We start from the raw sequence: 13,622 nt of genomic DNA, 5'->3' as shown, positions 1-13,622 counted from the left end.
TTAAAGAAATAAAAAACAAATATCGAATCGCAAAAATATTAAGCAGATTAATATTTAAATTTTTTTGTTTACGAGCAACATCTCTAACCCCCTATTTATCGGGATTTTAATTTTCAGAAAAGAATTGTAAGTTTGAATTATCAGTGGTATGATGATGGAGATATCAATACTTTTAATAATTTAGCAGTCAAAGCGAGGGTCTGCCGTGGAAAAAGAGCTAATCGAAACCTTCCTTATTGTCGCCAAAGTCCAGAATGTCAGCAAGGCGTCTCGTCTTCTCTTTGTCTCCCAGGCGACTGTCAGCTACCGTTTGAAATTATTGGAAAAAAAGCTGAACACAACGCTGATTCAACGCAGCAAAGGTTCAAGACAAACCATGCTGACCACGAATGGCAGGCGCTTTTTGCCGCTGGCTCAGGCCTGGATGAATACGGACACGGCGCTGGAAAATTTTGCCAGCCATAAAGATACGCTGGATATTAAAGTCGGAAGTACAAACAGCATTAATAATTTCCTGCTCCGGGATTTCTTTCTGCAGCTCGGATCAGATACCAGAAAGTGGAACATCAATATCCGGACTACTCACACCCCGACGATTTATGAAGAACTGCAAATGAGTGATATTGATGTAGGCATGTGCCTTGAGGAACGTCTGACAAACGGCATTAATACGAAACTCATTTACACCGAGCCGCTGCTAATCTTAAGTGCCAAACCAATCCACCACAAAAAAGTTCTGACTCCGGTGGAACTTAATATGGAAAAAATGATTTATATCAACAGCGGCTACAGTTTTCGCAAATGGTACCAGCGCTATGTACCGGAAGGTGTTTCTCCCACATATGCAGTGGACTCCTACCAATTTGCCTGGAGTCTCATGAAAAAAGACTACTGGTTCTTTGCACCAGTCTGTTTCTTGATGGACCAAAAGGCAAAGGGCGAATCCTGCGCAGTTGCATGTCTTGGCGGTACAAACCCTACATATGATGTATATCTTGCAACAGAAAGAGAAAATGAAAAACTGCGCCGTTATGAAATTACTCTGTTCAAACGGCGTCTGACGCAGTATCTTCATCAAAAACGCCATGCTGTCCAAGCTCTCCTGGCCGAACTGTTCCCCAAAAAAGAAAATTGGTGAGATGAGTCGTGGTTTTTGATCCAGAGGCCATGACTACCCATATCTCATAGCTTTCAGCTACAAAAAAATCGGACCCCGTAAGGGATCCGATTTTTGTTCTTTTATTTTTCATTCGCTGCAAACCACTTGTTGTTTTGCTATCTATAGAGCGACCCGCGGCCAGCAACCCACAACTTTCTTCTCACAACTCAAAACTCATATCTTCGCTCTCCTTGCCCTCCCCATCTTTCTGAACTACAATTATTCTAAAATAGGAGCATTATATGAAAGGAAAATCCCATCATGGAAAACTTATTTCATCGCCGGAGCATCCGGAAATATATGGATAAACCTGTAGAAAAAGAAAAAATCACTGCTATCCTGAAAGCTGCCATGGCAGCGCCTTCTGCCTGCAACCAGCAGCCCTGGCGCTTTTGCGTCGTCACTGACAAGACCAAAATCGCGCAGCTTGCGGCAGTTAGCAAATATTCCGTCTTTGCCAAAGACGCTCCCGTCATTATTGTTCCCCTCTTCCGCAGTGACTGCCTGGTGCCGGAATTTGCGCCCATCGACCTCAGCGCATCTACGGAAAATCTCCTCATAGAGATCGATGCCCAGGGACTCGGCGGCGTCTGGATGGGTGTCTATCCCCGCCCCGAACGCGCTAAGAAAATCCAGCAAATTCTCTCCCTCTCTAAAAAAGAAATCCCCTTTGCCATGGTCGCTCTTGGCTACCCTGCCGAAGAAAAAGGGCCGGAAGAACGGTATCATGAGGAATGGGTGAAATGGGTAGAGTAAAAGCTTTGGCGCTGGAGCGCGAAAAGAAACTATCCTCCGCTACTTCGTGGCCCCTCCTCCTTCCGACTGCGTGGAAGGAGATTATAGAAGATAGCCAAACCTTCGGTTTGACTGAATTAAAGCTTTGGCCGCCGGAGGCGGCGAATTAATCAGCCTTCGGCAGAATGAAAAAACAAAAAGCGCCTTTGGCTTTCAGCCCAACCTGCAGCCTAGGAACCACAACAGAAAATTTAAAAGCTCCCTCAGATTAAATACCTGAGAGAGCTTTTTTACATGCGCCAGAACTCTAATCAAAGATTTTCCTGGCTTACACCTTCAAGAACGATATGATTTCCGTTTACCAAGGCGCCGCCGCAACCATCAACTCGCTTCGTACCGGCTGCGTAGTACTCGCCATCTTTATACATAACACTATTTAGCATCGTGCTCATTGCTTGATCAATAGGTACTTGAACAATTTTATGCCCTTTCGCCTTCAGTAAATTCAGTGTATCTATCGAAATACCGCATTCAACCTCCAAGCCTTGCCCCTTCGTCAAGCAATTAATATAAGGCATATTTACCAAGGTTTCAGGCGTCATACCAAAATCAACGGCGTTAATGATACCCTGCACAATGCCTGTTATGATTCTAGGCCCACCTGCCGCACCAATGGATAAGAAAGGTTTCCCATCTTTAAATACCATCGTGGGTGCCATGCTGGAAAGCGGCGTTTTACCACCTTCAATTGCATTGGCATTGCCATAAGTCAGACCTTGGCTGGTCAAAGCACCTACTGCCGCCGAGAAATCCGACATTGCATTGTTGAGCACAAAACCATATCCTTCTACAACAATCCCGCTGCCGAACCAATCTCTGACTGTTTGCGTCTGAGAATAGGCGTTACCATATTTGTCCATAATGGCAAAGTGAGAAGTGTTGCCAGGATATTCCTTGGCTTCAATTCCTTCCGCAGATGCAAACTCTTTTGCTTCTTCTCCGATGAGAGAATAACGTTCTGCAGCAAATTTCTTACTAGCTAATCTTTCCGTATCAATCTGCACGAAATCAGGATCGGCCAAGGCTACACTCCTATCTGCGAATCCCAGTTTCATCGCCTCAGCCAGCTTATGGATCGTTGCTGCGGAATTATGTCCTGTCTTACGAACATCTGCATTTTCGATGATGTTCAACATCTCAACCACAGCACAGCCACCACTAGGCGGACCGAAAGAAACGACTTCATTCCCATGGTAAGTTGTTTTCACCGTGTCCCGGTATTTGGGGGCATAGTCTTCCATATCCTCGATAGTAAAGCAACCACCTCGTTCGTTGATGACATCGACTATCTTCTTAGCGACTTTTCCCTTATAAAAGTAATCAACACCTTGAGCTGCAATTTGTTCCAATAAATCGGCCATCTCCGGATTCTTCTGAACTTCTCCGAACTTGTAGAAGGAGCCGTCTGGTTTCAAATACAATTTACGAAACGGAGCGGAAAGTCTGCGTTTGCGTTCCACGGAATCATCGTACATTGTCAAAGCCCCAGTATAGCTCGTACCAAAACCTTCACGAGCACACTTGATAGCTGGTGCCATCACCTGCTCCAGACTCATCGTTCCATATTTTTTTAATACTTCATCCATTGTCTTTAAAAGACCCGGAAGGGCTACAGACTGCCCTCCTAAATCCTTCCATTCGTCCTGGACTTCCCCGTCCTTAATGAACAAGTCTCTTGTTGCCTTTTTAGGAGCAATACCACGACCATCGATAGCTATCACTTTATTTTTCTTTGCATCGTAGAGCAAGCCAAAACATCCACCGCCAATTCCAGAATGGTGAGGCTCTACCACAGAAAGAACCATAGAAACAGCTACAGCTGCATCAAAGGCATTGCCTCCAGAGGCCAAGATAGACAGACCCGCACGCGTAGCATACACATTATTGCTGCTGATTGCGCCTTCCGGGCCGTGTGCAACCGGTTTTCCCCAACAGGAAGGCCACATATAGATTTTCTTTTTCTCCCCCGTCATGCTTCCACCTTCTTGTATGTCATCTCAGAAACAATGATACCTATAGAGTAAGTAACGATGATGACCGGATAAACTGCTTCCAACATATCCGTCAAACCAAACAGCATCCAGCAGACACCAACAATCATACCACACAGCATGCTCCAAAAGGCGCCCTGTTTCGTGGTTTTCTTCCACATCAGTCCTGCCAAAATGGAGAAGCTTACAGGAGCTGCCGCTACGTGCTGAAGCGTCAGGAACAAGTTAGTCAACGAGTTGCTCGGAATAATATTCGCAGGAATCAGCGTAAGGTAAGCAAACACAAACGTAATAATCTTAGAAATCTTAAGAATCTTTTCGTCAGAAGCATTGGGATTAATCTGAGTTTTATATACGTTGGTAATAATCGTACCAGTTGCCAGCATCATCGTTGCCATCGTAGCAGCAATGATCATAGTTGCAAATGCGAAAACGATACCCGCAAACAAAGGATTGGAATATGTTCTGATTGCGTATGCGAAAGCCGTAGTCCCGTTGCCCAGGTTGGCGCCGGAAGCCTTGGACATCATACCGCAAAGAGCTGTCAATATACAAATCGGGGCAGCCAGTACGTACCCCAGGATAGAACCTTTACGAGCCGCATCCGGATCTTTTGCAGAAAGTAACGGCTGTAATACGGACTGCATTACAGCGGTACTAATGCATCCGCCAAAAATCCAGGCAATGATTCTATGGGTCGGCATATTGAAGACATTGCTATACTGCGGAGGTAACTTTTGGAGAAGACCACCATAACCACCCATTTTAGGAAGATTGATTGCCACAAAGCCAATTAAGAGTACATAAATACCGATACAAACAACACGTCCAACGGCAGAGGCGCCGCGCATGCCGGAAAAGCTTGTATAAACGACAGCAATCGTAACGCCGATCAGCATGGCAAGACTCAAATTAAGTCCCGGTAAAACAATTTGAATAATACTGGAAACCGTTTTTAACTGAATAGGAATATAAAGGAACCCGTATATAATCCAAGCATAGGAATATAGACGTGTTGTCTTTGTATCATATTTAGCCTGCAAATATTCAGGAACAGACTGACCAGGCATGTTTTCACGGATAATCTTGGCAAAGATGGCAAGAAAAATAAAATAAAACGAACCAGCGATAGAATACCACGAACCGGCAATTCCCAAATTATACCCATTTTGGGCTGCCCCTACGATAGCCATACCACCAATCTGCCAAGCAGCAAAAACGCACCCAAGAGACCAAGCCCCCAGCGTTTTATCGCCGCCGGACCATTGGTTCGATGACTTAATTTTGGTACCGGCATACACACCAATACCGATAATCAAGCAGAACGTAATAATCCATGTTGCTACCAGCATAACAAACCCTCCTCAGAGCTATCCGGATATACTTTTGTTCCCATTTCGATATGAGGGCTAAAAGTATATAATATATTTCTCATTACGTTCGTTTATTATTTTTCCCGAACGTAATAATTTAAGTTTAAATTAAAGTACGGAGATAATGGAAAAGTTTATTGAATTATTCGTTCTATATTAAGGATATAGTAGGATATAAGAATTGTCAATTAAAAATAAAAATATTGTTTTTAATTAATAATGCAATTAAGTAATATATTACTATTGATACAAATTTCTATTTCATATATTACAAAAGGAGCTGTCAACGAATGTGACAGCTCCTTTATAATCTCATACGGGAATAGCAAATTGTTAAATTCTGATGCACCCTTATTGGTGCTCACCCCAATACATCGACAAAGTACGCTCGAAAGAATTATTTAAATGCTTTACCATCATTTCCTCTGCTTTTGTCGCCTTATGAGCTTCAATACATTTAAAAATATTAAAGTGCTCCTCAAATACATGTCTAGCATCAATTGAATTACTGTAGACAGACTTTACCTCAAAGCGCAGATAATGGTCTAACAACGAACAACAGAATCGGTAAATATAAGGATTGTGAGTACTGTAGGCTATTGCTTTATGAAACCCATGATCAATCCGATACAAATTCTGGGCATCTCTTGTTTCCAGTTTTTCCTGCAGCTCATCAATCCGTTTTCTCATTTCCTCTATGTCTTGTGCTGTGGCTTTCTGAGCAGCTACTCCGGCTGTTAATTTTTCAATCCATAACCTGGCTTGCAATATATTTCTTGCTTCTTCCCGACTAACTGGTTTGATCAGGACACCTTTGCCACGACAATAGGAAACATAACCCTCATTCTGAAGTTCCAACATGGCTTCTCTGAGGGGAGTAAGGCTGATATTCAAATCCTTGCAAATACTCTCCTGCGAATAAATAGCCCCGATTCGAAAATGGTTGAACAAGATTGCATTCTTCATTTTTTCGTATGCTTGTTCCTTGAAAGTACTCTTGGATTTATTCTGTTTGGAATCCTTACATTCCTCATCTTTATCTACCACAGCCACCGTACCCCCAATACACAAACTAATTCAGTATCTTTTATCTCTCAAAACCATTTGATAGTCAATTCCGAATCACTACTTGTTTCTTATGATAAATGAAAACAGCGATTACTTCAACCCAGTCTGGTTTACCAGTTTTGGTCAAACCTGTGTTTATTTATCAATTTTCTCAAACCTAAACTTCTGCTTCACGTCAGGATATTTCACGTGGTCCACTTCTGACATGAACATGTCGAGGGGCCGGCAGTAGATGCCGCCGTCGCCGTACAGGGCTTCGTACACGCAGTAGAGTTCCCTGGTCTCTGTATGGATGACCGGACAGGCTACAATTTTATACCGTTTATTTTTAAAATGCAGCCAGATTTCTCCGGCTTTGGGTAATGGACGATTCATGGAAAAGATTCCTTTCTTTGTAATCGGGCAGCATGCAGCGGCCGGCCCCACAACTCACGACTCAAAACTCACAACTTACCTGCTCTCTCAGCCTTCAAATCTCATATGGATCTGGGAGACGTAATACACTTTCTTGCTCTCTTTCGTGGTGAGCTCGATATGCATGCCTTTATCCGTCAGGTACACATATTCCCTCGTTTTATACGAGACTCTGCTCGGCTTGATTTGTCCATAGATTTTAAAGACTTCGGCTTCCGACATTCCTACCGTGACGCCCTTCGGGGTCTTAAGGCCGTTATTCGCCGTCGTAAGGAGTTCGTTGACGTAACTCCGGTCGCCATCTTCATATACATACAGGTAGAAACTGTCGCCGTAGTTGTAGATGGTTACGTTGTTGCGGAAGGTGTCAGTGCCATTGGTGCGCCCGGTCGGGACGCCGTAAATACTGCGCACATATCCCATACTGGCCCCCAGCGGCACCCCGCCGATAGCAGCTTCGTCAGTGCCGAGCGGAATCTGTTCAGCAAAGCACAAGGCCGACAGTGACATCACAAAGGCAAATACCAGAGATAACATACGTTTCCACATAAGCAATCCCTCCTTTTAAGATGCAGGTGCCTCTCTTTACATCATACCACCTTCAAAGGCGGCGGGAAATAGCCGGAAACGCAGTACGGGTGCGCTGCACTCAGCCTGCATATCTCATATGGATGCGGGAAACGCGGTAAACACCTTTCCTCTCCCGCATAGTGAGTTCAATGTGAAGGCCTAATTCCGTCGTATACACATATTCCTTTGTCCTATAAGAAGTGTTCTCCGGCTCTTTTTGTCCGTAAATACGGAAAACTTCGTCCTCCGTCATGCCCACCGTGACGCCCATCGGGGTCTTGAGCCCGTTATCGGCCGTCGAAAGAAGTTCACCGACGGAGCTTTGGCCATTGCCCTCGTAGGCATACAGGAAGAAAGATTTCCCGTAGCTATAAATGGTCACTTTCTGATGAAATGAATCGTAGCCATAGGTGCGGCCGTCCGGGGCGCCATAAATGCTGCGGACATAGCTCATGCCGGCTCCCAGCGGCACCCCGCCGATGGCAGCTTCGTCATCGGGAAGAAAGATCCTGCTAGCAAAGCACAGGGCCGTCAGAGACAAAACAAGGGCAAGAACAAGGGATAAGGTACGTTTCCACATAAAATAAACCCTCCTTTGAAGATGCAGATGCCTTTTCTAACATCATACCATCCTCGCAGGAGGGCAGCAACCGGCCGAAAATACCATAAATAGTGAGGTGACGTCACCTCAGCCTCACAACTCAAAACTCACAACTTCAGCTCTCATATATCCGATGGGACGTGGCAAGAAACGTATCCAGCCGTTCCGCAATGAGCTTATTGTTATCAAAGTCCATATAGACGACGCAAAGACTCCCGTCCCCGGCAAGCTCCACCGGGCAGGCCTCGATCTTGACCAAGGTCTGGTTTCCAAGCAGCCAGAACTCACCCTGCCGCGGGATGTCCTTTTCCGGATGCTTATACGGTTTCTGCCGTGGATGGGCATTGTCCCCTTCCACGTAGGCAATCAGTTCCTTCGTCTGCGGATACTCATGATACACTACAAACTCCATGAATTCCTTCATGTCCACATGCACCCGCAGCGCCACCACGAGCTCATCAAAAGATAAATACTCGTTTAGATACAGATAGTCACCGTGGTCTATGATCACGAGCGGCAAATGGGCATGCTCGGCATAGGCATTGTAGCTTTCCGCCGCGCCAAACTCCACCGCCATCCATTTATCATAGATGTTATACGCCTGATCTTCCGCAATCGAAATCATGGCAAGCGTCCGGTCCGCATCGATACGGCGCGTCGCCTCGTGGCAAATCGCCTGGATCTGCTGCCCGTACATCTCACGGTAACGCGTGCGCAGGTCCGGTCCCAGGCCAAATTCATCGGTGTACCCTTCCGCAAACTCCGAAAAAGTCGGAATCCCCGCTTCCCGAAGCAGCATCGCCTTCAGCTTGACCTCCGCCTCCATCTCCTGCGGATATCCTTCCAGATCATACCGCTGCAGGTCGTCTTCCCAACTCATAGTATTCCCACCTTTCGGATGTAAACTCAATATGGATCGTAGCAAGGATCGGAATGAGATGTCAAGAAAATAAATCGGTAAATACGTCGAAAGGATAGTTCGCTTATAGACGATAACTCCTTGTTACCGCCGTCTCCTAAACGTAGGACAAAAAAATCAGACCCTCACAAGGAGATCTGATTTTTTACTTTCGTATACTTTCTCAAGCCGAAAAAAGCGAGTAAAAACTACATTTGAGTAAGCTCAACAATCCAATTCAACCATCCTCTAATTGTAGACGCACGGCGAGCCATAGTGCTAATACTTCCAACGTTATACAACTTTGCTTTCGCCATTTTCTTTATTATTGCATTTCGATCTGGTAAAGACCCTTGACTGAGGTAAATTTTAAAAATGTCCTTAAAAATGCGATGCTTTAAAATTTTACTACAGAAAGCCAGTTGACGTTCTCTGAATGGGAGTCTCATAATTCGATGTCCCTCTGTGGTCAAAAAGTAGCAAGGATCTCCCGAATCATTTTTGCTCTTATCAATCAATCCTAAATACCGTCCGGCATCGGTATAATAGTTTGTTTGCCGGACATCGAAAGCATAATTTTCCGTTACTTCTTCCCTAGTAAGGCAACTATTATTTCCATCCAACAATTCGCAAAGGTTAATTACTCGCTCAAAACTATCTGCTTGTGGAAATGGAATCTCCGGCTCTTTTTGAACCCGCTTGTTATGTACAATCTCTTCGATTTCATTAATCCCAATTGCAGTATCCTCTATCGAGTAATTTTTCTGTTTCACTAATTCTAAGGAATTATAAAAATCAGGGTTCTTAAATACGTATTCATAAAGCATAAATATCCCGTTTGAGTACACAAGATAGATAGGACGAACTGTTTTAGATATTCTCCCATTCCAAGTACGATAAGGATAATAAAGCTGACGAACTAAAAAATCATCGGCAATATCACGTTTTGCTTCAATGAGATTTAAACTCCGACCTCCTTCATATGCCGCATCAATTTCTATTTGAGAGCTATCAACCTCAATTTTAAACTTTCCATCTTTACGAGTATCATTAATAAAAAAGCTAAAATTCTCGGAACCCATCCGTCCACTCACGGTAGGCATTAAATTGGGCTCTTCTAAAAAATCAGATAATATTCCTGAGGCGTAAGCACAATTTATAGCGATTGTTTCCGTAGGAATATTAGTTGCACTAAGACTTTCAATAGAGTCAGGTAAGGACAAATGGGTAATATTTCGATGCGTAGTCTCAAATTTTGCATACGTATTAATAGGTGCAATTACATAGTAGCCTCGAGTAATAGGTAATATGGATAAATGATTTTGGTGAAAAATTTCAGGAAGATTAATTGAATGATCAAACTTAGCCATTAGTCTCGGTTCACGGTGCTCTTGGGTTTGTCAAGTTAAGTGTGTAAGTTTTTTTAGGTATCATAAAAGAAGATGCGTTACCAGTGATTGCTGGCTTTAAAATTTCTCGTATTTCAGGATACGAGCTTGCAGCTTATCATCCATAGCCAACTGGTTTCTGACCATCGCCCAGTTCTGGATATGATGCCCTTCCCACTTGGCATAGAGTTCCTTTACCCTGAGATAGAGAACCTTGAAGACAGATTCCTCGCTGGAGAACGAGCCCTTCTTGGTGACTTTTCGGAAGCTGGAATTCACGCTCTCTATCGCATTGGTGGTATACATCACCTTCCTTACGGCACTGCCATAGTTGAATAGTTGCTGGACATGCTGCCAGTTCCGCTTCCATGTTTCTACTGCACCGGGGTACTGGCTCCAGGCCTGCTTGAACCGCTCGAATTCGGTCTCAGCACTCTTCAGGTTCACGGCTCCATAGACCTTCCTGAGCTGGGTCGTGTAGGCCTTGTAATCCTTGGATGGGATGTACTTGATGGAGTTGCGGATCAGATGGACGATGCAGCGCTGCACGACCACCTGGGGGAAGATGGACTTTGCTCCCTCTTCCAAACCGGAGACACCATCCATGCAGATGAATCCGACATCTTCAACGCCACGGGCCTTCAGCTCATCGAATATCTGCATCCAGTTATGTTTGCCCTCCGTCTCGTTCATCCAAAGGCCCAGGACATCCTTCGAGCCATTGATGTCATAGCCGAGGATGACGTAGACAGCGTGGTTCTTGGTCTCATAATCCTTGCGTACAGAGACGTACAGGCAGTCTACGAACAAGAAGGGGTAGAAGGGGTTCAGAGGACGTGTCTGCCAATGCTGGACTTCGTCCATCACTCGGTCTGTGATGTTCGAGATGCTCTCTGCGGACAGCTCGAATCCATAGATGTCATCAATCGTCTTGGCAATATCCCGCTGGCTCATGCCGCGTGCATACATGGCCAGTACCTTGCTCTCGATCCCTGTGACATCCTTGGTGCGTTTGGGGACTACCTGGGGCTCGAAGGTAGATTCGCGGTCCCGTGGGACGCGGATGGGGACCTCGCCGACCGAAGTCTGGATGGTTTTCTCCGTATAGCCATTCCGACGGTTGGAGGTTTCCTTCTTGCTATGATCATTGGAGCTATACCCGAGATGGTTATCTATCTCGCCCTGCAGCATAGCTTCGAAGATAGGACCGAACACGTCCTTCAGCGCTATCTGCATGTCTTCCTGCGTCTTCGGCTGGTATTGTTCCATGATGAGCTTGGCGATTGCCTGGCCTTTCTCACTCGGGTTTCTACGTTTCTTCATCAGTGCTGTACTCAATTCCTTTCAACCTGCTTTCTGATAGTGTACCGCACCTCGACAAAAAAATGAAGTGCGTAAGTTAGTAAATTGGTTACCGGTAACTTACACACTTCATTTTACACTCCCGTGCTCTTTTATTTGGTCTGCACTAATTTGAAAGATTCCATCTTTATTTATTTTTTCAATAATGTTATATTCTTCAAATAATTTTTCCCATGCATCTTCGTTAGCAGTTTTTTTGCTTTTCATAAGTCACATCCTATTCTCAAAAAGATAACTCATAGCAAAACTCGCTATGAGTTATTTAAATTTTAAGGACAAAGTACGGAGATCACTTCTCCCCAATATGGTGTTCAGCAGCCTTCCCCATCTCTCTAGTTACTCTCCCGTAATCAAGCTTCAGATTATTTCTCTCTTTAAACAATCTGTCAAATGCTCCATCTTCCAAATCTTTGATATTGTAGAGAGTATCCATCGTGTCAAACGTTTCTTTTAAATTTCTTCTTGCTGAAACCCATCCGCCACCATCGGTTACCCATACGAATTTCAAATGAGGCACAGTACTAGCTTCTTCTGCAAGCATTTTATAACTTCTTGCCGTTTCATTTAGTTTTGACCCGCCGCCTGTGTAAAAATTAGTTTCAATCACAAAGATAGTTTGCAAAGTTTTTACGACAAAATCCCATCGCTTTGTTGACGTTCCCTCTGCAGAAATAGCTGACAAATCTACATCCCACTTATCCTCAATTTCTGTCAGGTACATTTCCTTATAATACTCTGCTCCTGACTTTTCGATAAAATGTTCTACTAGATTTTCCATCTGATGGCCGCCTCTGTTTTTGCGTCCGTTACTATCTAAGCCAGTTTCAACACCCATGGCATAGTCATAGAGATTAGCGATCAGATGATTAGATATTAAATCCAAAAGTCCAGTCTTTCTCATAAAGGTAATATACTCATCTACAGTACAATTTAATTTTTTAAAATTATAAGTATAGGCCCCGTCTTCATCCTGAGCATAAATTTCAGATTCCCTGACAGCCAGCAAGATAGGAATACAATGAATTACATCCGGGTATTTAGATATAATCTGCCGAAGATCATCCTCAATATTCCTAGAACCTATAAGAGAATTGAGCATGTTCAGTTCAACTTTTATTTTTTCTACATTTCCATATACTTTATCAAAATCAACATAGTAGTCATACTGATTAATGCTTTTTCTCATGGTTCCCAACCATTTAGAAAAGTCTCTCATACTGTTCCACCTCTTGGAGACGTCTTTTAGATAATTCTAGATATTCCTCATTACTATCTATACCGATATATTTGCACTGGTTCTGTATTGCAGCTACACCTGTTGTAGAACTACCGCAAAAAGGATCCAAGACAACATTTCCTTTCTGACAGCATGCGCGAATTATACGGTTCAAAAGATAGAGAGGTTTCTGTGTTGGATGCTTTCCCAACTTCTTTTCATTTTGAGGAGTTAAAGGTCCTGTCCAAACATCTTTCATCTGCTTTCCACCATTCTCCTCTTTCATTTCCAGGTAATTAAAAATATGGTGAGCCTTTTTATCATTTTTTTGAGCCCATAAAATTGTTTCCGTACTGTGTGTAAAACACCTGCAACCTAAATTAGGAGGAGGATTGGTTTTCTGCCAGGTAATATTATTAATGATTTTAAATCCTTCCTGTTCTAACGCCACACCAATACTATAAATATTATGCAATGTGCCGCTAATCCAAATGCTTCCGTCTCGCTTTAGAATTCTTTTGCACAAGCGAATCCATTGTCTGTTAAATTCATGTTTTTCTTCAAAAGTTCCAGCTCTATCCCATTCTCCCTTATTTACAGAAACTTGCTTTCCTCCCTGACAAGTAATTCCATCATTACTTAAAAAATATGGAGGGTCTGCAAAAATCATATCAACAGATTCATCTTGAATATTTTGCAAAGCATGAAAGGTATCATCAAGAAGCAATACAGAATTTTCACTGGTGTAATAAGGAGTAATTTGAGTTTTAAAATATTCGTTCATGAT

At 43.6% G+C, this 13,622-nt stretch carries 14 protein-coding genes; 2 read left to right on the top strand and 12 right to left on the bottom strand.

What is annotated here, in order from left to right; translation table 11 throughout:
* Window positions 1-205: 205 nt before the first annotated feature.
* Window positions 206-1,138, top strand: coding sequence for a LysR family transcriptional regulator (locus tag LKE33_07715; GenBank protein ID MCH3950801.1), 933 nt, complete (start codon window positions 206-208; stop codon window positions 1,136-1,138).
* 282 nt (window positions 1,139-1,420) lie between these two features.
* Window positions 1,421-1,915 (top strand): nitroreductase family protein, encoded by a 495-nt coding sequence (locus LKE33_07710; GenBank protein ID MCH3950800.1) that lies wholly within the window; start codon window positions 1,421-1,423, stop codon window positions 1,913-1,915.
* 290 nt (window positions 1,916-2,205) lie between these two features.
* On the opposite strand, the gene ggt is transcribed toward LKE33_07710, so the two are convergent.
* The 12 genes from ggt to LKE33_07650 all read right to left on the bottom strand — a co-directional run bounded on the left by ggt (window position 2,206) and on the right by LKE33_07650 (window position 13,619).
* Window positions 2,206-3,927 (bottom strand): gamma-glutamyltransferase, encoded by a 1,722-nt coding sequence (gene ggt / locus LKE33_07705; GenBank protein MCH3950799.1) that lies wholly within the window; start codon window positions 3,925-3,927, stop codon window positions 2,206-2,208.
* The gene (locus LKE33_07700) at window positions 3,924-5,297 is read right to left on the bottom strand and encodes a sodium:solute symporter family protein (GenBank protein ID MCH3950798.1); all 1,374 of its coding nucleotides are present in this window, start codon (window positions 5,295-5,297) and stop codon (window positions 3,924-3,926) included. The genes ggt and LKE33_07700 overlap by 4 nt, the downstream gene beginning before the upstream one ends.
* 372 nt (window positions 5,298-5,669) lie before the next feature.
* Window positions 5,670-6,365, bottom strand: coding sequence for a GntR family transcriptional regulator (locus LKE33_07695; protein ID MCH3950797.1), 696 nt, complete (start codon window positions 6,363-6,365; stop codon window positions 5,670-5,672).
* A 156-nt stretch (window positions 6,366-6,521) separates the two neighbouring features.
* Window positions 6,522-6,761, bottom strand: coding sequence for a DUF1653 domain-containing protein (locus LKE33_07690; protein MCH3950796.1), 240 nt, complete (start codon window positions 6,759-6,761; stop codon window positions 6,522-6,524).
* Between the two features lie 87 nt (window positions 6,762-6,848).
* Window positions 6,849-7,349 (bottom strand): hypothetical protein, encoded by a 501-nt coding sequence (locus LKE33_07685; GenBank protein ID MCH3950795.1) that lies wholly within the window; start codon window positions 7,347-7,349, stop codon window positions 6,849-6,851.
* A gap of 100 nt (window positions 7,350-7,449) precedes the next feature.
* Complete coding sequence (locus LKE33_07680) at window positions 7,450-7,950, bottom strand: hypothetical protein (protein ID MCH3950794.1); 501 nt, start codon at window positions 7,948-7,950, stop codon at window positions 7,450-7,452.
* A gap of 136 nt (window positions 7,951-8,086) precedes the next feature.
* Entirely contained in the window at window positions 8,087-8,851 is a 765-nt protein-coding gene (locus LKE33_07675) for a hypothetical protein (protein ID MCH3950793.1), read from the bottom strand.
* Window positions 8,852-9,078: 227 nt separating this feature from the next.
* Window positions 9,079-10,239, bottom strand: coding sequence for a hypothetical protein (locus LKE33_07670; protein MCH3950792.1), 1,161 nt, complete (start codon window positions 10,237-10,239; stop codon window positions 9,079-9,081).
* 96 nt (window positions 10,240-10,335) lie between these two features.
* Window positions 10,336-11,580: an IS256 family transposase gene (locus tag LKE33_07665; protein ID MCH3950791.1), complete on the bottom strand. Its 1,245-nt coding sequence runs from the start codon at window positions 11,578-11,580 to the stop codon at window positions 10,336-10,338.
* A 108-nt stretch (window positions 11,581-11,688) separates the two neighbouring features.
* Entirely contained in the window at window positions 11,689-11,826 is a 138-nt protein-coding gene (locus tag LKE33_07660) for a hypothetical protein (GenBank protein ID MCH3950790.1), read from the bottom strand.
* Window positions 11,827-11,908: 82 nt separating this feature from the next.
* A complete protein-coding gene (locus LKE33_07655) occupies window positions 11,909-12,835 on the bottom strand; it encodes a type II restriction endonuclease (GenBank protein ID MCH3950789.1) in 927 nt (308 codons plus the stop codon).
* Window positions 12,819-13,619, bottom strand: coding sequence for a site-specific DNA-methyltransferase (locus LKE33_07650; GenBank protein MCH3950788.1), 801 nt, complete (start codon window positions 13,617-13,619; stop codon window positions 12,819-12,821). The genes LKE33_07655 and LKE33_07650 overlap by 17 nt, the downstream gene beginning before the upstream one ends.
* Window positions 13,620-13,622: the final 3 nt, after the last annotated feature.

It is taken from the genome of Acidaminococcus sp. (assembly GCA_022482815.1).
GTDB lineage: Bacteria > Bacillota > Negativicutes > Acidaminococcales > Acidaminococcaceae > Acidaminococcus.
Note: the sequence above shows the minus strand (reverse complement) of the source record. Positions and strands in the feature narration are given on the sequence as shown.